The sequence below is a fragment of the Pseudochryseolinea flava genome (genome assembly GCF_003286915.1).
In the GTDB taxonomy this organism is placed as follows: Bacteria; Bacteroidota; Bacteroidia; order Cytophagales; family Cyclobacteriaceae; genus Ohtaekwangia; species Ohtaekwangia flava.
Genome location: NZ_QMFY01000006.1, coordinates 32,951 through 52,639 on the forward strand (window position 1 = coordinate 32,951; position 19,689 = coordinate 52,639).

At 44.3% G+C, this 19,689-nt stretch carries 14 protein-coding genes; 2 read left to right on the forward strand and 12 right to left on the reverse strand.

What is annotated here, in order from left to right; translation table 11 throughout:
* Positions 1-31 precede the first annotated feature (31 nt).
* Genes DQQ10_RS12975 through DQQ10_RS13005 form a run of 7 tightly spaced genes read right to left on the reverse strand, consistent with a single transcriptional unit; the run spans position 32 to position 8,216 of the window.
* Entirely contained in the window at positions 32-1,069 is a 1,038-nt protein-coding gene (locus DQQ10_RS12975) for a protein-glutamate methylesterase/protein-glutamine glutaminase (RefSeq protein ID WP_112747310.1), read from the reverse strand.
* Between the two features lie 16 nt (positions 1,070-1,085).
* On the reverse strand, positions 1,086-1,946 hold the full coding sequence (locus DQQ10_RS12980; RefSeq protein WP_112747311.1) for a CheR family methyltransferase: 861 nt from the start codon (positions 1,944-1,946) through the stop codon (positions 1,086-1,088).
* On the reverse strand, positions 1,943-3,160 hold the full coding sequence (locus DQQ10_RS12985) for a TolC family protein (protein WP_112747312.1): 1,218 nt from the start codon (positions 3,158-3,160) through the stop codon (positions 1,943-1,945). Before DQQ10_RS12985 ends, DQQ10_RS12980 begins: the two co-directional genes overlap by 4 nt.
* A 13-nt stretch (positions 3,161-3,173) precedes the next feature.
* Entirely contained in the window at positions 3,174-5,333 is a 2,160-nt protein-coding gene (locus DQQ10_RS12990) for a HAMP domain-containing methyl-accepting chemotaxis protein (protein ID WP_112747313.1), read from the reverse strand.
* Positions 5,334-5,354: 21 nt separating this feature from the next.
* The gene (locus DQQ10_RS12995) at positions 5,355-5,834 is read right to left on the reverse strand and encodes a chemotaxis protein CheW (RefSeq protein ID WP_112747314.1); all 480 of its coding nucleotides are present in this window, start codon (positions 5,832-5,834) and stop codon (positions 5,355-5,357) included.
* Positions 5,835-5,848: 14 nt separating this feature from the next.
* On the reverse strand, positions 5,849-7,846 hold the full coding sequence (locus DQQ10_RS13000) for a chemotaxis protein CheA (protein ID WP_112747315.1): 1,998 nt from the start codon (positions 7,844-7,846) through the stop codon (positions 5,849-5,851).
* Positions 7,839-8,216 carry a response regulator gene (locus DQQ10_RS13005; RefSeq protein ID WP_112747316.1) on the reverse strand — a complete coding sequence of 126 codons (378 nt, stop codon included), beginning with the start codon at positions 8,214-8,216 and terminating at the stop codon, positions 7,839-7,841. The genes DQQ10_RS13000 and DQQ10_RS13005 overlap by 8 nt, the downstream gene beginning before the upstream one ends.
* Positions 8,217-8,683: 467 nt before the next feature.
* On the opposite strand from DQQ10_RS13005, the gene DQQ10_RS13010 reads away from it, so the two are divergent.
* Positions 8,684-9,217, forward strand: coding sequence for a TlpA family protein disulfide reductase (locus DQQ10_RS13010; RefSeq protein ID WP_112747317.1), 534 nt, complete (start codon positions 8,684-8,686; stop codon positions 9,215-9,217).
* Between the two features lie 13 nt (positions 9,218-9,230).
* Here DQQ10_RS13010 and DQQ10_RS13015 read toward each other — a convergent pair whose 3' ends face one another.
* Positions 9,231-10,517, reverse strand: coding sequence for an acetyl-CoA C-acetyltransferase (locus DQQ10_RS13015; RefSeq protein ID WP_112747318.1), 1,287 nt, complete (start codon positions 10,515-10,517; stop codon positions 9,231-9,233).
* A gap of 161 nt (positions 10,518-10,678) precedes the next feature.
* Here DQQ10_RS13015 and DQQ10_RS13020 point away from each other — a divergent pair, with 161 nt between their 5' ends.
* A complete protein-coding gene (locus tag DQQ10_RS13020; RefSeq protein WP_112747562.1) occupies positions 10,679-11,575 on the forward strand; it encodes a glycoside hydrolase family 43 protein in 897 nt (298 codons plus the stop codon).
* Between the two features lie 59 nt (positions 11,576-11,634).
* On the opposite strand, the gene DQQ10_RS13025 is transcribed toward DQQ10_RS13020, so the two are convergent.
* The 4 genes from DQQ10_RS13025 to DQQ10_RS13040 are packed head-to-tail and all read right to left on the reverse strand — an operon-like array spanning position 11,635 to position 19,527.
* A complete protein-coding gene (locus DQQ10_RS13025) occupies positions 11,635-12,996 on the reverse strand; it encodes a DUF4302 domain-containing protein (RefSeq protein ID WP_112747319.1) in 1,362 nt (453 codons plus the stop codon).
* Between the two features lie 15 nt (positions 12,997-13,011).
* Complete coding sequence (locus DQQ10_RS13030) at positions 13,012-14,376, reverse strand: zinc-binding metallopeptidase (protein WP_112747320.1); 1,365 nt, start codon at positions 14,374-14,376, stop codon at positions 13,012-13,014.
* A gap of 17 nt (positions 14,377-14,393) precedes the next feature.
* A complete protein-coding gene (locus tag DQQ10_RS13035; RefSeq protein ID WP_165823921.1) occupies positions 14,394-15,875 on the reverse strand; it encodes a RagB/SusD family nutrient uptake outer membrane protein in 1,482 nt (493 codons plus the stop codon).
* A gap of 19 nt (positions 15,876-15,894) precedes the next feature.
* A complete protein-coding gene (locus DQQ10_RS13040; RefSeq protein WP_112747322.1) occupies positions 15,895-19,527 on the reverse strand; it encodes a SusC/RagA family TonB-linked outer membrane protein in 3,633 nt (1,210 codons plus the stop codon).
* Between the last annotated feature and the right edge of the window lie 162 nt (positions 19,528-19,689).

The following is a 19,689-nucleotide window of genomic DNA, read 5'->3' on the forward strand; positions in this document are numbered from 1 at the left end:
AAATCTAAGTGCCAGGTAGCCTTAAATTTAGTTAATGTACTTTTTTAGAAATTTCTGTCAGCGGGAGAACGTAATCTGCAGCGTTTAGTTTGATGGCCTCTTTCGGCATACCGAAAACAATGCAGGAGGCTTCGTCTTGGGCAATTGTTTTTGCGCCTGCTTCTTTCATTTGTAGTAGACCTTGAGCACCATCTTTTCCCATACCGGTCATGATAACGCCAACAGCATTTTGTCCGGCGTGTCGCGCTACGGAATTAAAGAGTACATCAACGGAAGGTTTATGTCTGTTAACGAGTTCACCATCGCTGATTTTGATATAGTATAACGCACCACTTCGAACTAACTCCATGTGTTTTCCGCCGGGGGCGATATAGGCATGGCCTCGCAATACGCGTTCGCCATTGGTTGCTTCGGTTACGGTTATCTCGCAAATTTTATTGCAATGTTCGGCAAACGATTTCGTGAATCCCGCGGGCATATGTTGGGTGATCAATACACCAGGTGTTGTCACGGGGAGTTGTCGCAAAAATAATCGAAGCGCTTCCGTTCCCCCCGTAGATGCACCAACGGCGATTACCTTATCGGTTGTCTTATAGATGCTAGCAGATTTTTTTACGGGTGTAGTCGGTTGTGTTTTTCTCGCGATGCCGACACGTTTCACAGGCACCATATAAGCAGCCTTAATGGCGTCGATGATTCGTATTTTAGATTCTTCGAGGTGCTCTTTTGTGTTTCTGATTTCAGACTTCGATAAAATTTCTACGGCGCCATGATCGAGTGCTTGTAATGCCAAATTACTCCCTTCTTGTGTAAGACTCGAGATGATAACGACGGGTACTGGACATTGCGCCATCAATGTTTTCAGGAACGTAATCCCATCCATGCGCGGCATTTCGATGTCGAGTGTAATAACGTCCGGAATTTCTTTTTTTATGTGTTGTACAGCGAAGATTGGATCGGCAGCTTTTCCGATGACTTCCAATGATGGGTCGGCGCTAATAAGATCGGTTAGCGTTTGCCGTACCAGCGCGGAGTCGTCGATAATTAAAACCTTAATCGGGCGTGCCATAGTCGCTATGCTAATATTAGATGCGTTCGTAGGTTGTAGGCCTGATTTGGCGAAACGGTACATTCATTCCCATGATCGATTCGCTATGACCGAGAAAAAGAATTCCCCCTGGGCGGAGATGGTTGGCGAACTTACGAATCACCGCCTCTTGACGCTGCTTGTCAAAGTATATCAATACATTTCTGCAAAAGATGATGTTAAACATATTGGAATTTAGTCCAAAAGAGTCGTTCATCAAGTTAATTCGTTTATACGAAATATTCTTGCGGAATTGTGGTTTAATGCGCACAACGTCGGGTTGGACTTTACTGCGCAGGAAGTATTCGCGGCGTATTTCATGCGGAACACCCGCGATTTTGTCTAGCGTATAAATTCCTTGATAAGCAGTTTGCATCACGCGCATAGACACATCTGATGCAAGTAGATTGTACTTGAAGTGCGGATTCTTTTTTCGGAATTCTTCGAGAACCATTACCGTTGTATAGGGTTCTTCGCCGGTAGAGCATCCTGCTGACCAAATATTCAAGCTGTCGTTTCCTGCTGTTTTGAAAGCTGGTAGATATTGCTTCGTTAGAAAATCGAAGTGTGCGGGTTCACGGAAGAAATCGGTTTTGTTGGTAGTGATCAAATCGATTACGTCGAAGAGCACGGTTTGCTTTCCCTCTTCACTGAAGATATAATCGATAAAATGTTTATAGTTGGTCATGCCTAGCGACTTGACCTTTTTATTGAGCCTACTTTCTAGCATCGAGCGTTTCGAAGGCGGGAGTTTGATTCCGTACTCGCGCGTTACATAGGTGCTCAAGCGTTGAAAGCTTTCATCGTCCATGTGCATGAACAAAGCATCTTGCGGCATAGGTGCTTGTAGCTGTATCATTTTGTATTCGCGATTAGGTGCGTGCGGGGTGTGTCGTTGTGCCAGAAAATCTCGCCGTTGATTTTTGCAAGCGCGATTTCCTTATCTTGTTTTCGCCTCGCTAACGCGCATAATTCTTCTGCATTGCTAATGTTTGCAGTATTGCATACGGAAATTATGTTCATCAATTTTAATTGATCGTTGAGAAGTTCCGTAATGATTTTAATCTCCTCCGTTAGCTTGTGCTTTTGCTGACGAAGTTGTTGCCATTTCTTTTTTAAATCGTCTGAAGTAACGGTAGTCTGCTGGTCAAGTGCCTCTTTCTTGAGTCTGTTCATGTGTGTGTTCGATTTATTTGATGTAAATCGAATGGGAATGGAAATTGTCGCAGTCACGGCATTGTATGCAGGTGAAGGAGCTTCTGTATTTCGTGCACGCGTCATGAAGCTATTTCCGAGTGAAAGCGTGTAGTCACCGCGTTGGTTGCTTTGCGCTAATGCTAGCTCGCGATGCGCCACCGACGATGACAGATCTTGTTGCATCAGCGTGAGGTCATTCGCTTTAGGATCTGCGACGATGATGTCATTTGTCTCGTTCCAAGCCGGGCCTTCTGGATACACGATTGTGTTTTCTGAACCGATGAGTTCATTAAACGCAATGATATTTTCATGGAAAGTCTCTTCAAGGGCTGCGATGTCTAATTGTAGTTTTTTGAGTGCAATACTTTTTTGTAGCGCTGAGATACTGTCAGCGGTGGTCATCTTAGCCAAGGCATCATGATAATTGGTGAGCGTAGCGATGTGTGTCTCTTCGAGCCAACAAGTATTGTACAGCATCAGCGCTTCGCGTCTAAAGTTTCTTACGAAGATTTCGTATTCAACACGGGCTAAGTCGGCTTGCGCTTGGGAGTAGTGAATACGATTTTTCTTTTTCCCACCGGTCTCAATGGTAAAATCTAGGCCAGCATACAGTTGATGAGGCATGCTGATGCCGCTTACATCACCGCATGCATTCCCGAAGGTTAACGTTGGCGATGGTGAGGCAGATGCGAGCTCGATATCAACTTTTGCCATTTGTACAGCAGACTGTGCTTTTGCAATGTCATCATGTGTATTGACGATATTCAGAAAGGTCGCTACCGACATTCGTGTGGGTGGCTGCACTGCACTTTGCGCGTGACTTGCTATAGTAGCGAGCCACGCGAAGGCCAATAGATAATGTTTTATTGAAAACATGGTAATAAGATCGTTATGCGATATCCGTGAAGTCACTGTCTGACGGTCCGCCGTCGAGTTTAAGGTCGAAACCCTTCGGTGACACACCGTTATTAGAAACTTCTGTCACGGTCGATTTCTTAACCGGTCCACGCGATCCATTTGATGTTTTTGCTTTTCTGAACTTCGACATCGCAGCGTTATCCAATTTGAAGTAGCTCACCGCTGCTTTCAATTCTTCTGCTTGGCTGTTCAATTCTTCCGCATTTGATGACATCTCTTCTGCAGCCGATGCATTGCCTTGTGTTACCTGCGACAATTGTTGGATTGCTCCGTTTACTTGGTCTGCACCCGTATTTTGTTCCACACTAGCAGCCGCAATTTCTTGTACGAGTTGCGCTGTTTTGTTGATGTCTGGCAATGTGTTCAAAAGAAGTTCTTTCGATTGCTGTGCGGCCTTCACTGTCTTTGCTGAGATCTCTGTGATTTCGGCAGCAGCCTTCTGACTTCTCTCGGCAAGTTTTCTAACTTCAGCCGCGACTACCGCGAAGCCTTTTCCATGTTCGCCGGCACGCGCCGCTTCAACCGCAGCGTTCAATGCGAGTAGATCTGTTTTAGAAGCGATCTCTTCGATGATTGCAATTTTATCGGCGATGTTCGTAATAGCTTCTACGGTCTCAGAAACTGATTCGCTGCTGATCTGGATATCTTTCGCAGCTTTGTTGGAAATTTTTTCAGTCTCTCTTGAATTGTCAGTATTCTGCTGGATGTTGGCAACCATTTGCTCCATAGAAGATGATACTTCTTCCGTCGCGCTAGCTTGTTCTTGCGCGCCTTGCGACATCTGTTGAGATGCAGAGGCTACTTGTTGACTGGCAGCAGAAACATTTTCGGCGCCGTTGTAAATGCTCGATGCAATTTCACGCAAGTTACCCACCATTGTTTCCAGTGCTTCGTCTAAGTCGCCACCTTTATTTTTCATGCTGCTGAAGTCTATCGTTAAGTCTCCTTTAGAAACCTTTTTAGCGACATCAACGCTACTGCGGAGCTTTTCAATCATGTATTGCAATTCGATCAACATATCGCCGATTTCGTCCGTTTTATCTTGCTTGATATCGGCAGAGAAATCACCTTGTGCTACTTTTTTGATTGTTGCTTTCGCGAGGTTGAGTGAACCTGTTATATCTTTTAATAGCCATGCTGCGATCAAAATCCCAAGAAGAACGGCAACAGAGATAACGACAACCATTGTAATGATCGTGCTTGAATACATTTGGTCCACCTCTATACGATCCTGAGCAAGCTCACCTTCGATCATCGCTTCGATTTCAGAGAGCACTGCGTCTGATGCGTCGTCCATCTTTTCAACTTCACCTTCTGAAAGCGCTTCTGCCTTTGTATTTGTGTTTAATTGAGCAAGCTCACGAACTTTCAAATGTTGATTGTAGAAGTTGCTGTATTGCATTTGATAGCGATCGAACAAAGATTTTGCTTCGCCGGAAAGAGAACCCCCAACGGCTGTGCTGATTAATTCGATTTGTGTTTCTATTTCACCAGCTTTTTTGATTATCTCTTTGTTGACTTCGTCAGTTTCTGCGGCGATTAGAGTCATCTCAAAATTCTTGAGATCAACCAATAGTCCGCGCATACGGTGAATTCTATCGGAAACTTCTTTGCCGTTGTTTGCCGAAACCTTGGTCAACAGTTCGTCCAATGTTGACTTTATTTTTTGGAACTCAACTTCGCTTTCGTTTTGCGATAATTTTGTTGCCTGTACTTCTGAATTTTGTGCAGCGAGGTGAACAACATTTGCGCCTGCGCTCAAGAAGTCATTAACGCGTGCCTTCAAGTCTTTCATCTTAATCAGCGTTTCACCGGTGCTGATCTTCTCCAATTCAAGTATGGTTGAATTCAGCTCTTCGGTAAATCCGTCGATAGAACGTTTCAGTGCGTTCATGCTTTCAGCATCTTCGGCTTGAATAATCTTCTTCTGATCGCGGCTGATCTCTGTTAAGTTTACTTCAATGTCGCCCACGAGTTGAAGTTGTACGGCGCTGACATCCGTGATTTTGTTAAGCTTATCATTGATGTCGCTGATACGGAAGTACGACACAATGAAAATCACACCCATCAAAAGCAGCAGTAAACTGAATGCGGCGATGAGTTTTGTTCTGATGGTCAAATTCTTGATCATGATAGAAGGTATTTTAAAAAATTAGTTGATTACTTTATTAAGTTGAAGGATATCGGAAGCCGAGAACACTTTGTTGATATCCATGATGAGCGTGATGTCGCCCTGATTGTTTCTCACGCCAGTGATGGGTGTTTTTGCATTGTAGTTGTCGAAGTCGGGCGCATCTTGAATATCGGCGGCGGAAATCTCAACAACTTCTTTCGCCACATCAACCAACGCTCCGATTTGGATTGATTTGTCCGATACTTCAATGTCTAGTACCAGGATGCGACTTTTCTTCGTGGTTTCTGACTTGGGCAGACCGAGTTTTAAACGCGTGTCTAGTAATGGCAGAATTCTTCCACGGAGATTGATGATGCCCAGCATAAACTCTGGTGCGTTGGGAATTTTTGTTACTTTGTCGACTTCAACGATTTCCTGCACAAAAGACACCGGTAGTGCGAATTTTTCTTCGCCCAATCCGAATGTGATGTAAGAGTTAATCGCACTTGTGGTTTGCATATACACTTGTGATTTTAATGATGTTCTAGTTTTAATAATCTGGAAGGATCTAAGACGAGCGCTAATCCGCCATTTCCTAAGATTGTACTTCCGGCAATGAAATCTTGCTGTTGGTACACATCGCCGAGTGGCTTTAAGACCGTTTGCATTTTACCTTCAATCTTGTCTACTGCGATGCCTTGTCGCTTGCCATCAATGGAAATGGAAATGATGTCGGCAGTTTTCGGTGTATCGGTAGCTGTGCTGTGAAATTTTTTGCGAAGTGATAGTACTGGTAGTAGTTCTTCATTGACGAGAATGGAGCGATTCACACTTTGTTCCTTATTCAATGCTTCATAAGGGATGCGATCAATTCTTTCAATCACATTCAGTGGTATGACGTAACGTGCTTGCGCCACGTTCACTAAAAGCCCTTCGATAATAGATCGTGAGAGCGGAAGTTTGATATGAAAGGATGTACCCAATCCTTTCTCGCTTTTTATGGTGATGCTCCCTCTGAGTTCATGAATTTTTTGACGCACCACATCCATACCAACCCCTCTTCCAGAAATGTCAGATACTTTAGCAGCTGTAGATAAACCGGGATGGAAAATGAGGTTCAGTGCTTCTTCGTCGGTGAGTTCTTCTTCGCCTGTGACGATGCCAGACTGAATTGCCTTCCTCACGACAGCTTCTTTATCGATACCTTCTCCGTCGTCGCTGATAACGATGTTGACGAAAGTGCTGCTGTTAAAGGCTTTCAGTTTTACCGTGCCATGCTCACTTTTGCCATTGCGTTTGCGAACCTCTGGTGTTCCGATACCATGATCGATTGCATTACGGATCAAATGGATCATGGGCTCGGTCATCATTTCGATTACGTCCTTGTCCATTTCCGTATCGGCACCTTCGCTTAAGAAGTTGACCTTCTTATTTAGACTTTTTGAAAGATCTCGTACAAATCTTTTGAATTTTGTAACCAATGTTTCAATGGGTACAAGACCGATCTCCAAAGATGTATCGCGAAGTCTGCTGGTGATCATTTCCAATTGTTCGGAAATGTTATGTAGCGCAGGGTGAACAGCTTCTTTGCTCACGGTTGTGAGTTGCGCTTGTAATACGATGAGTTCGCTTATCCAATTGAGGAGGTGATCAATTTTTCGTTTACTCACCTTGATGATGGCATCACCTTGTTGTTTTTTGAAGGATGAAACCGGTGCGTCATCATCTTGTTGTTGTTGAATGCTCTTGAGTTTCGATAACGAAAGTTGAGCTTGGTCTTGTACGGCTTCCCACACAACGCTTCCGTCGTTGAATTTATCGACTACAAGTTGGAAGTCGCTATCTTCAAAAAGGTTTCCTTCTGCGAGTCGTTGATGTTCGACTTTACATTCATCCTCTACAAAAAGAAAATAACTTAAAAGTTCGGCGATTGAACTCGTCGTTGAAATGAAAAGGTTCCAACAGATAATTTTTTCACCTTGGGTTTTGATCTTCATAGAAGATGTGCCAAGGTCTTGAAGGTCTGACATAATGAAAACCAAGGGATGGTTTCCATCATTTGTCATCTCAATAGTTGGGGTAATGTTGAGGAAGAACGTTGCCAGCTCATCTCTATTGGTAACAGTTCCTTCTTCGGTTGTATTGGTTGCTTGTAGATCTTTGTAGTACGACGTGCTTTGAGCGATGTGTTCGTTCAGCAAGTCGTCGTTTAGAATTTTTTGGAGGTCTTTCGTTTGAAGCAGATTGCGCACATTGTCGAAAGCTTGAAGCGTAAGACTGATGATGGCATCGGTGACTTGTACTTTACCGGAGCGAACGAGATCAAAAACCGATTCAATCTGATGCGCGAGTTTGCCAATGTTTTCAAAGCCAAACATATTCGCAGCACCTTTGATGGTGTGCATCGTTCTGAAGACTTGCTCAAGCGGCGCGGAAGCGTTCGGATTAGCTTCCAATTGAAGTAACCCTTCGTCCAGGTCATTCAATAGGTCGAGCGTGTCTTCAATAAACCGGATTTGCGTGCTATCCATTTTTAAGAACGTTTTCTATTTGCGCGAAAAACGTTTCTGTTTTATATGGCTTTTTGATCCAGGCAGCAAGGCCTGCTTCTTTTGCTGACTTCATTTTTTCAGGACTTGATTCAGTCGTTAAAAAAATGACGGGCGTCTTAGCAATGGTTGCGTGCGTTTTGATTTTCTTGAGCAACTCAAGGCCATTGCAATCCGGCATGTTGTAATCGGAAAGGACAAGATCAATACGGTCCTTGTTTTCTTCTAATACCTGAATTGCTTCATTCCCGTTTGAGGCACCAAGAATGTCATAGCCTTTGCGTTTAAGGGTATCGCAGATAAATTCTCTGATGCTAGCGAAATCGTCGACGACGAGTATTGTTTTCTTCATGGCCTTTTGTTATTGAATGCAAATTTCATGAAGTGTCGAGACTGGATTATTTTCTAGTTGGGCGAAAGTCGATGTGCGCAATGTTGGGTTACAGAAAAAGTGTTTTCTTGTAAAACATAGCCCGCACACGTGATGTGGCGAAATTTGCTCCGTATTATCCCGTAGAATTATGTGGTGTATGTTTTGGCGGGGATGCAAAGAAATTTGCTCTTGAAATGCTCCGTATTGCCGCTTGCACAAATTGCAATGGCTGACTGATCGATAAAGATTGAGTAAGATTTACGTCAATCGTTTGAGGGACTTTGGGACATGAAACGGACCTGGGTTGGCGGCTTTAAACCAACGTTTGCAGCTTTCTGTAAAATACTTTTTGAATGTTAATGGATGGCGGAGTCTGTAAATCTTCCGTGTTGATATTTTTGTGTGGAAGAACTAAATGGCGTTAATTAGGGAGAAAGAATATAACGATGAAAATTCAAACACTTGCCATAGCGCTTATTGTACTTTTTAGTCGTGCCGATTTTAGTTATGCGCAAGATGCTTTGCCACCAGCGTATCTTACTACGCAAGCTTTTCCGGATAGCGTGCTAAATCTTTCATTGCTCACTCGGGATAATGGAAAGACAACGTTTGGAAAAATTATCGAAGCACATCGTGGTAAGAAAGTGTTTGTAGATTTTTGGGCGTCGTGGTGTCGCGATTGTATCGTTGGTTATCCCAAACTAGAAGCGCTCATAAAAGATGTTGATAGCACAAAAGTAGATTTCATTTTTATTTCCGTTGATAAAGACGAAACCAAGTGGTTGAACGCCATTGAAAAGTTCAACATGAAAGGCGGCGCGCACTTCCGAAGTGAAACGGCATGGAAAAATACGCTTACCAATTATATTGTATTGGATTGGATACCGCGTTACCTCATCATCGACGAAAGTGGTAAGGTAGTGTTGCCAAAAGCCGTTAAGGTTGAGCATCCTGATGTATTAAAGAAGCTCACGGAGTAGTGGCTTGTGATCGCTATGGTTTTTCAACGATCATTGTCACGCCCAAACCACCAGCAGCACATACGGAAATTAAACCTTTTCCTTTCCCTTTTTGATTTAACAATTTTGCCATTGTAGCGATTACTCTTCCGCCTGTTGCGGCAAAAGGGTGTGCAGCGGCTAGGCTTCCGCCTTTAACGTTCAGTTTAGAACGATCGATTTTCCCTAGTGCTTCATTGAATCCGAAAGTGGCCATCAGTTCCTTGCTTTCCCATATCTTCATTGTTGCGAGTGCTTGCGCGGCGAATGCTTCGTGTATTTCGAAGAAGTCGAAGTCTTCCAACTTCATATTTGCTTTTTGTAACATACGTGTGGCCGCGTAAACAGGCGCGAGGAGAAGGTTCTGTCGTTGCTGCACAAATTCAATCCCAGCGACTTCAACATGTGTGATGTAGGCGATCACTGGCAAGTTATGTTCTTTCGCCCATGCTTCACTGGCGAGCAGAATTGTTGATGCTCCGTCGGTGAGTGGGGTTGAATTACCCGCGGTGAGTGTTCCATTGACGGAAGTATCATAGACCGTTTTGAGCTTCGCGAGTTTTTCCAGATTTGTGTCGGCACGTGCGTTGTTGTCGCGATCGAGGCCAAGGTATGGGGTGATCAAATCTGCATAAAATCCTTCTTTGTACGCGGCAATCATTTTCTGATGGCTCTCTAACGAAAGTTGATCTTGTTCTTGTCGTGAGATATGATAATACTTCGCCATTACTTCGGTGTGACCACCCATGGATAGTCCTGTTCGAGGTTCATCCGTTCCGGCGATTACAGGTGAAAGATCCTTCAATTTCACTTTCAGAAATTCTTTAACCTTTCCTAAAAATGATTTCTGTCTCCTGGCGGCGAGTAGTGCTTTACGCAAAGGTTCACTTGTCATGAGCGGGAGATTGCTAATAGAATCGACGCCGCCCGCAATACCTACTTCTATTTGGCCGAGTGCTATTTTGTTGGCGATATAGATTGCGGACTCCATACCGGTCGCGCATGCTTGTTGAATGTCGGCGGCAGGCGTGCCGGGGTCAAGTGCCGTACCCAGTACGCTTTCGCGTACGAGATTAAAATCTTTACTGTGTTTAAGAACAGCACCTGCAGCAACTTCACCAATTAGAATACCTTGTAGTTTATAGCGGTCGACTAATCCATTGAGCGCGGCTGTCAACATATCTTGATTAGATGCATGGGTATAAGCAGTATTTGCACGTGCAAAGGGTATCCGGTTATAACCGACAATCGCGACGCGACGGTTTTGTTGCGAGGTGTTCATAATGAAATATTGACTTTACCATTAAATATAACAATAACTCTTATGGCCGCTTAATAATTCATGTCTATACAAATGATTTTGAGAAATCGATTGAAAACGATGTTTGACATGTCGCGCCACAGGCATGAGATATTAAGGTATTTTTCCTAAAGATGTTAGGTATGAATGGCAATCCTATTATTCGTCATAAGTTTACAAGTGATCCAACGGTATTGGTTCATAATGATAGAGTCTATGTGTATACTGGTCACGATGAAGCACCATTACGATATCCGGGTTATGTGCTAACGGAGTGGCTATGCTTTTCTTCCGATGATTTGCAGACGTGGGACGAGCATCCGATTGATTTTAGTCCGTCGAATTTTAGTTGGGCGGCGCGTGATGCATTTGCATCGAAAATTATCCATCGCGATGGTAAATTTTATTTTTATGTGTCATTAACCAATCGATCTGGTGGGGAAGCAATAGGGGTTGCAGTTGCTGATAATCCTACAGGTCCATTCATAGATGCGCGCGGTACGCCGTTAGTCACGACATCACATCTTGTTTATGGCGGAAGAAACTTTGATCCGAGCGTAATTATTGACGACGATGGGCAGGCTTTTTTATTTTGGGGAAAAGATGTTTGCTACTATGCGCCATTAAAAACGAATATGATAGAAATGGCGGGCGCGGTTCAAACTATCGCGTTGCCTAAGTTTCAGGAAGGTGTTCATTTGCACAAGCGTGAAGAATGGTTTTACCTATGTTACGGCTACGACATGCCCGAGAAAGTTGCATATGCGATGAGCCGACATATTCATGGACCGTGGGAATTCAAAGGGATATTGAATGAGGTTCCTGTTAACTGCGAAACGAATCGTCCAGCAATTGTAGACTTCAAAGGAGTGCCCTACTTTTTTTATCACAATGGCGCATTAGCAAATGGTGGAAGTTACCGTAGATCCCTTTGTGTCGACAGACTATATTACAACGCTGACGGCACGATGAAAAAGGTACTGATGACCACGCGTGACACCGATGTGGCTTTGGGTATCCAAATATTAACGAAGGAATAGCTAGCGGATGGGACAACGAAAAGCCTGACGACAGTCGTCAAGCTATTCCTAACAATACATTATTCAGTCATGTAAGCGCCGAAGTGATATCCTATTTCTTCTTGGCTAAAAAATGCTACTGTTTTGGAGAATCCTCCCCCAACATATTCTAAAGTAAAGGTGTCGTTGTCGAAGTGGTTAAGAATACCGATCAGGTCAGCATATAGCGCGCCGGCGTTGTCGTCATTACCTTCGAGTTTAAATTTAATTGTACCATCTGCACGTACTTGATACGAGTATGTGTACTGTGCAAGGAAACGCGCGTAGCCGCCACCGGATACGGGTTGTAAGACAGAGACAACAAAGAACATGCGATCTGTATTTGGCGGAAAGACAAACTGCATGTTTTCCAATGTCAATCGAAATTCTCCTTCATGCATTTGCGTTGCTGCAAAATTGTATGCTTCGGTGAATTCGTCGGATTGTGCTGGGAGCGGGTTTTCTCCTGCACCGTAGGGAATCAACGTTTTGATGCTCACCTCACCAAGGATGCTATGCAACGGCGTGGCTGGGCGTAGAATGAAGGGCGAATCGTTTCCGACTAAAGTTACCGGAGTGTCGAATGTCACGTGATAGCTTTCGGTGTTATCATCCCAAACGAGTTTTTTAATCGTGTAATCATGAATTCTGATTGGGTCTTTGAGAATAATTCCGTCGGTGCTAAAGGTAAATGCACTCATCGGAAGTTGGATGGTTTCGTCTTGCGCGGCGAGATATTGAAACGAAATTAGTTTTTGTTCGAGCGCAAGGGCCATAGGTACTTCTACGTTATTCGGTAGTGTAAGTGTATAGCCACGATAGTCGTTGAGGTAAGTCTCAGTTTTTAAAAAGAGTTCCTGGATTCGTTTTCCTTCGTAAGCGGTTTTTTCTTCGGCGCTAGCTTTCACGAGAAAGAGTTGTGCTTTGTGTAACAGACCTTCCATGATAATGCTGTCGCCTGCAGTGCGTACGAATGCAAACTCGAAGTCGGATCGTAAGCCGCTACCTGGAATTCCGTTGTTGATGTTTCCGTCAGGGTCTGCAGGAAGGTGAACGTAGGAGTAAGTGGTGAAACTTAACGAAGGTCGCTGTAGCGCTTTCAACGTCCATGTGCTACCCATGATTTCGCCGGCAGTTGTAACATTAAAATCAGAGAGCATATTCACAGTGCCATCGTCTTTGAAATTGAAATAGTAAAAGTAGCCCGCGCCAGTACCTGTGTACAAAGATGCTGTCCATCCATGTGGCGCATTTACTAAAGTTTGGTTGTATTCAGCAAGGGCAGCCTGTACACGTTCATCGGGTGTTTCTTTAAAGATCGTGTCGTACTGTTTATCACAGCTCGTCATCATTGCCAGTGTGGCAACGAGTGAAACTATGGTGTATATTTTTATTTGCTTCATGGTGTTAAACGTGTTTTAATTTTCCAACATACCGAAGCAGAAATTGCTTGGCGAGTCTTTAGGGATAAAGCCAACGTACACTTCGCTGCCGCAGCTTTGTAGCCAATCGATCGTGAATGCTCGGTCTGCAAAAAATCCGAGGAGCGCACTTGCTTTCAATTCATTGGCCAAGTACAACGCGTTGTCATCACCACCATTCATAATCAAGTTAATGGTGTTGTCTTCATTCACCGTTGTGATAAAGTAGAAGTTAGCATATTTGTAGACCCTATCTTCTTCTTCAATGGTGTAGTAGTATAGTTTAAGAACGAGTTCATCTTCGGCGATGTAATGCATCTTAAAATTATAGTCTAAGGCTAAACCGTTGTCATGTAGAATTCTATTGTCTTGATTGAATCGTGCGGCGAACTCAGCGGGTTGACTTGTTTGTGTGAGGTCGAACCTTACCGATTTCTTTTCTTTGTCGAATCCCCATAAATCGAACAGCGGCGGAAGTTCCTCAGGGTCTTCGCTCGGCGGCGCGATGTCGTCGATAGCGGCTTGTACTTTTTCTTGCAGTGCATAGAAGTCGATGTTAAATGCATCTTTGTAATACTTCACCACGAGCTGTTCTTTTTTTCTGATGATTGCGCGACTGTTGCCGTTGGTCTCGCATTCGAGAATTGCTTCATATCCTTCTTTTCCCTCAATGAGCATCGTTGCAATCATTTCAACGAAGTCTTCATCGGGTGATGACATGGCGTAGTTGGTGATGAATCCTTGCGCACGTGCTTGGGCAACGGATCTAAAGCGCCAGTCTCCCGTGTAGGCACCTGCGGTAATTTCGCGGAAAGCGGAAGGATAAATTACTTTTTGATTTAGGATGTGGCCGAACTCGTGATGCACAATATGGAGCATTGTTTTGAGCGCCGATCGATTTGCCGGAACAAAGTCGTTCACTACGTACAGCACTACTTTTCTACCGCCTTCAGCCGTGCCGAGGGTAAAAGTGCCATCCACGTTGTAGCGCGCACTTCCCACAAGCAGAAATTGTTTCGGGCAATATGTTTTGATAAATGCAGGACCAGCTAACGTTGCATAAGGATCTATCCAAACATCTTTAACAACTTCCATGAGCGGCTGCACTTGATTCACCTTTGCAGGAGCAAGTGTTCTGTAGAGGTCGGCTTCGCTGGCATCCCAGCGATATTTAACTTCGATGTTGTAAGGATATGTGAAGTTGTCGACCAACCAATTGTCCAAGGGAGTTGGCGGAAACTTCGGGTCGTTCGTGACATAATCTGTTTTAGATTCGTCGATATTTTTGTTGTAGGGATCCTCGCATCCGAGTAGGAGTGATAGAAAGATCGCTGCAGTGACCGTATATTTTTTAAATGTCATAGTCGTTTAATTATACGTTAGCGTGGATTGGGTTCTAATCCTCCCATAGAAATTGCTTCGGCGGGGAGTTGAATGACACGGCGTTTGTCGTTGGCACCTAACACGAATGATTGTCCGTTATTAGTTGTATGCGTTACAGGGATTTTATGTCGGAGTATATCAAACCAGCGAAGGCCTTCATGTACAAATTCTACCCTGCGTAATTCGAGAATCCCACGCACAATTGCCTTTTTGTTGTCATTCTCCTGATAGAGGTTGTAAAGTCTATTGAATGTCACGTTGTGTACTTCGGGATTGTAGTTCAAGACGCGTGCACTGATGAACTTATTCATTTCAATGAGCGCGTCGTGAAACTTGATTTGCATGGCGTACGCCTCGGCACGGTTCAGCAACACTTCTTCTTTCGTAAAAAGTGGTATGATCGTGTAGGGATACCCTGTCGTAGCGTTGGTTCCTATTTTAACGAAATGCTGACGGAACTTAAATATGAATTGAATGCCGGTGTTTGTAGCGTATGTGGAATAAGCATAGTACGATGCTGCCGGATTATTCACGAGTAGCATTTCATTCATGCGCGTAGCACCTGTTGCGTAACGGAGATTGTTGAACGTGGATCCCCAACTCGAAGCGGTTTCACATAAAAGGAGATTGGTATCTTCTGTGGAGCGCGTATAGGCAATCGATAACTCATTGGTCGTGTAGGACCGGTACGTTGTTGTCCACGGGCGTAATGATGATACGAGGTCGCTTTCGTTGAGTACGAAGTCGGCGTGTTCAACAACCTTATCGTATTCTTTCTTAAACAAGTAGAATCGTGATGCGAAGGCGTGTGCAGCGGCGCGATTGAAATGGAAACGTGCCAAGTTCGAAGCATTGTTGCCGTCACCGCCGTAAGCTTGATCATTGATCAACGGAATGCCTGTGACGAGATCTTGTTCGATCATGTCGTAGACGTACTGCACTGTTTTTCTTTCGTATTCTTTCAATGATTTTGTTTCGGGTTCAGTGACGTAGGGAATGCCTGCATCGTGATCAGCTGTTAAAGGATCATACATCTTCGAGAATAAACTCACGAGCATAAAGTGTGCATAAGCGCGGGCTACAAGCGCTTCTCCTTTTTGAGCGTCGAGCGATGCAGGGTCATTGTGTTCTTCAATTGCACGTAATGCATGGTTCGCTGCCGCAATGGCGGTGTAGGCGTTGTTCCAATAATTTTCAGGGGAGTCTTGCCAGGTTGCAGCGCCATCACGCCAGAAGTAAGCATCAGCATTGATCACATCTTGTGGTGCGCCAAAGTTGTCTTCCACGTTATCCGACATCGCCTCACAGAAAGGAATGTAATTGGCTTCCGGATATGCGGTCACGAGTAGTTCGGCAATTTTTTCTTGTGTGTCGAGCGAAGCGCGGTTGTCTGGCGTCTCCGAGAGGAAATCGTCACAACCCGTAACGATAATCATGATGCAAAGCACGGGTAAGATTATCAAATTCTTTTTCGTCATAGCTTTCAATGATTTCATTTTATAAACTAAGTTTTACAGAAAGTGTAACCTGCTTCGGTACAGGAAGCGCCACACCGCCCGAAGTAAAAAACTCAGGATCCTGTCCGTATAATTTTTTATCAGCGTAAGGCAGCCAGAGATTTGTTCCGGTAATACTGATTGAAGCATTGCTGAAAGGCGTGGTGCCAACCATTTTGCTTGGTAGTGTATAGGTAAGCGCGATCGTTCTCATGCGAATGAAACCACCATCGGCAACACGTGCGGTGGAATAGTTATAGGCATTGTAAGGATACGTCGTGCCTAACGACACCAACGTGCTGAGGTCGACGATAGCGGGTACGTCGGTGTGTTGTTCATCGCCAGGTAAAATCCAGCGATCTAAAAATTCACGCGGCATGGCGTCGAGGTCTGAATATTCACTTTTGAAAGAAGGGTTGAGTCTAATTTTGTTGCCACCTTGATAGGTGAAGAATACGTTCAATGCGAAGTTTTTATATTGAATCGTATTCGACAGACCACCTGTAAAAGTTGGATCGACAGGGCCTTCGTATTTTAGGTACTGGGTATTGAGACTTTGGAGGTATACATTCGATGTTAAATTTCCTTCATGATCGATAAACGTCGGTACACCGGTGTCGGCACTCAAACCTTGGTAGTCGATGGAGAAAAGTCCACGAACCGGGTAGCCTTGTTGTGCACCGCCATCTTGAAACACAAGATTATAGATTCGTGGTAAGTTCTTGAGTTTTGTGATCTCGCTTTTGTTGTAACTGTAAACAAAGTTGGTAGACCAATTGAAGTTTCCGCGATTCAATACCGTTGCACCGAGGGTAAGGTCGATGCCCTGGGATTTCATATCAGCATAGTTGATGGCTTTGTATGGTTCGCCGCCAATACCAGAAGTTTTGATCACACTGATAAGATCAAAATGATCGCGTTTGTAGTAGTCAAAAGCGATGGTGTACTTTTTGAAGATGCCAGCACTTAGTCCGATGTTTAATTCATATTGTTTCTCCCACGTCAAGTCTTGGTTTTCTAAACCGTCGATGATGATTTGCGCTTCTGTTTCATCGAGGTGAGGTCGGCGTGTTGTGCCGCTTCGATAGACGACGGAAGAGTTTGTGGCGTTTCCAACATTGGCGGTAAGACCATAGCCCGCTTTGAGCGTCAAGAAATCGATCAGGTTTATTTGTTGAATGAAGCGTTCGGTATCAAGATTCCACGCGGCGCTCACATTCCACGTGGGTAACCATCGTGCGGTGCGTGCTTCGCCAAGTTTATTGGAACCATCGGCACGAAGCGTTGTATTAAAAATGTATTTGTCGCGCCAAGAGTAATTTGCCCCTGCGTAGAAACTTGCATAGCGCTCTTGTGTGTAGCCCATGCCGAAGTAATTAAAATTTCCTTCGAGGAGTTGCTTTACAATTTGATAGTCCGTGAACGCTAAACCACCTTTGTTAAACTGGTAGCCGTAGCCGTTGTTGTATGCATTTTGGCGATCTACCATTCTTATTTCTTGGCCTACTACGATGCTTAAGTTGTGTTTATTTGTAAACGTATGGTTCCAGTCGAGCTGATTTTTAATGTAGTAGCTGCGCATCCGATCGTCGGAGCGATTGTAAAATCCACCTTCTGGAAGTACAACTACAGGATCTAGATTGGGAAAGTCGGGATTGTAATAAAGGAATTTATTGCCACGCCGTATGATTTGCGTTCCATCGGCGCGATAGGCTTCTGCCATGTTCGATTCTTCTTCGACTTTATGTTCTGTTGTTGTTCTTACATCGCGCACTGCACCAACGAATTCATACTTAAAATCTTTTGAGAGTTTATAGCTCAGGTCACCCTGTAATCGAAGGTCTAAAAGATTGAGGTCGATATAATTTGTTGCAACTTCGTGCATGATGTTGAACGGTGCGTAGTTCCTCGTGAAGTATTCACGGTCGCCGGAATCATCATAAGCGGTAAGTACACGACTGGTGTTAAGTGAATAGCTAAAAGGGTTGATATCGAAATCTCTATCGTATCCTCCTTCCACTACGTTGACGTCGCGCGTAACGGTTCCGGGTACGCGTTGTGTACGTGAGGAACCATTGGCTGTTAATCCAAAGCTTACTTTTTCAGAAAGTTTGAATGTTCCCCTTGCGTTCAGCGTGTAACGGTCTACGTTGTCGGCAATAGTCCAACCGTTGTCGTTATAATAGCTGGCTGAAAAATATAGTTGCGAGATATCAGTACCTGCGGAGACACCTAGCGAATGTTCTTGAACAAAAGAGTTTTTAAAAAGCAGATCAAACCAGTCGGTATTCTTCAGCGCATATTGTTTGAGGAATGCGCGACGTTCTTCTGGCGTGTTCAGTAATTCGTATTCATCGGTTTGCTCATTATACGAGTCGTTGATGATATCATACATCTTTTTAAATACACCACCATTGGGGAGTGCGGACATCGTTGCATGATTCAAGAGACCTTTCCTTTCCATTTCTGAATACACAGACATTTGGTCGACTGAGTTCAGGATGTTAAAATTATTGTAGGATGGCTTGAGATATGTTGAGAAATTTCCAGTGTAGGTGATCTGCGGTTTACCGACTTTACCTCTTTTAGTTTTGATTACGATGACACCGTCTTTTGCGCGTGCGCCGTACAGTGCCGTTGCTGATGCATCCTTTAACACCGTAATGCTTTCGATGTCGTCGGCGTTAAGTCCGGCTACTGATGAGCCGATGAGTGTGTTTGGATCTCCGGTGGTGAGTTGTTCGGCAGAGATGTTTACGACGTCTTCCAGCACTACGTTGTCGACAACCCACAATGGTTTATTGTCGCCAGTGATTGAAGTAGCGCCACGCACGCGAATCTTTGGAGCGGCACCAAATGTTCCGGACACATTCTGAACCGATACGCCTGCTGCACGTCCTTGTAACATTCGTCCTAAGTCGGTAGTACCCTCTGTCTTGATGTCTTTTGCGTCGAGCATCACGGCGGAACCCGTGAACAGACGTTTATCCATTTCTTGATAGCCCGTGGACACAACGGTTATTTCGCCAAGGGTCTGTGCGTCTACTTGTAGTTCGATGTTAACCGTAGTGGCGTTGGTGATTACGGATTCTGCGGTGAGGTACCCCACAAAAGAAAATATCAATGTGGCGCCCGTCTCGACGTCGATCATGTATTCACCGTCAGCATTCGTTATCGTGCCTTGCGCAGTGCCTTTGATTGTTACGTTTACACCAGGAAGTGCTTCGTGTGTATCGGAGGTTGTTACTTTTCCCTTCACACGAATCTTGTCGGATGTATCTTTCAACATGATGACGATTAGCTTTCCTTCTAGAAATTTGTGCGTAAGGTTGGTGTTCGAAAGTACTTTTTGAACGACCGTACTCAGTGCTTCAGCTTTCGCCGTGATGGAGATTCTTTTTTCAAGGTCGTTGAACGAATCATTGTAAAAGAAGGAGTATCCACTTTCTCGTTCGATCGCGTGAAGTGCTTCCCGGATGGTGGCGTCTTTCAGCGAGATGCTCACATTTTGTGAGTGCACATCGCCTGCGATCGCTACACCGATAGGAATCAACAATAAAAGCCAAATTTTCATAACCAATACTGTTTTGTTCAATACTGACCAACGGTGTTGGCCGTATTCGTTTTTTTTCATAGACTTAATTTAGGATTGGATAAATGTTTTGTCCTCGCCCTTGCAGGTAGGTTCAGAAAGGTTGTCAGTCCACCGGGATCATCTGATGTTGCCGCATCATTTGGTCCCACTTTTTTTTGCACCGACGGCTAGTGTAAAATCATTTCATATTTGTGGTTTTCG

What these genes read in the sequence shown, in the direction of transcription:
- DQQ10_RS12995 (WP_112747314.1), bottom strand. Translation starts at nt 5,834, where the DNA reads ATGCAAACCACAAGTGCGATTAACTCTTACATCACATTCGGATTGGGC.
- DQQ10_RS13000 (WP_112747315.1), bottom strand. Translation starts at nt 7,846, where the DNA reads ATGGATAGCACGCAAATCCGGTTTATTGAAGACACGCTCGACCTATTG.
- DQQ10_RS13010 (WP_112747317.1), top strand. Translation starts at nt 8,684, where the DNA reads ATGAAAATTCAAACACTTGCCATAGCGCTTATTGTACTTTTTAGTCGT.
- DQQ10_RS12975 (WP_112747310.1), bottom strand. Translation starts at nt 1,069, where the DNA reads ATGGCACGCCCGATTAAGGTTTTAATTATCGACGACTCCGCGCTGGTA.
- DQQ10_RS13030 (WP_112747320.1), bottom strand. Translation starts at nt 14,376, where the DNA reads ATGACATTTAAAAAATATACGGTCACTGCAGCGATCTTTCTATCACTC.
- DQQ10_RS13020 (WP_112747562.1), top strand. Translation starts at nt 10,679, where the DNA reads ATGAATGGCAATCCTATTATTCGTCATAAGTTTACAAGTGATCCAACG.
- DQQ10_RS13040 (WP_112747322.1), bottom strand. Translation starts at nt 19,527, where the DNA reads ATGAAAAAAAACGAATACGGCCAACACCGTTGGTCAGTATTGAACAAA.
- DQQ10_RS13005 (WP_112747316.1), bottom strand. Translation starts at nt 8,216, where the DNA reads ATGAAGAAAACAATACTCGTCGTCGACGATTTCGCTAGCATCAGAGAA.
- DQQ10_RS13015 (WP_112747318.1), bottom strand. Translation starts at nt 10,517, where the DNA reads ATGAACACCTCGCAACAAAACCGTCGCGTCGCGATTGTCGGTTATAAC.
- DQQ10_RS12990 (WP_112747313.1), bottom strand. Translation starts at nt 5,333, where the DNA reads ATGATCAAGAATTTGACCATCAGAACAAAACTCATCGCCGCATTCAGT.
- DQQ10_RS12985 (WP_112747312.1), bottom strand. Translation starts at nt 3,160, where the DNA reads ATGTTTTCAATAAAACATTATCTATTGGCCTTCGCGTGGCTCGCTACT.
- DQQ10_RS13035 (WP_165823921.1), bottom strand. Translation starts at nt 15,875, where the DNA reads ATGACGAAAAAGAATTTGATAATCTTACCCGTGCTTTGCATCATGATT.
- DQQ10_RS13025 (WP_112747319.1), bottom strand. Translation starts at nt 12,996, where the DNA reads ATGAAGCAAATAAAAATATACACCATAGTTTCACTCGTTGCCACACTG.
- DQQ10_RS12980 (WP_112747311.1), bottom strand. Translation starts at nt 1,946, where the DNA reads ATGATACAGCTACAAGCACCTATGCCGCAAGATGCTTTGTTCATGCAC.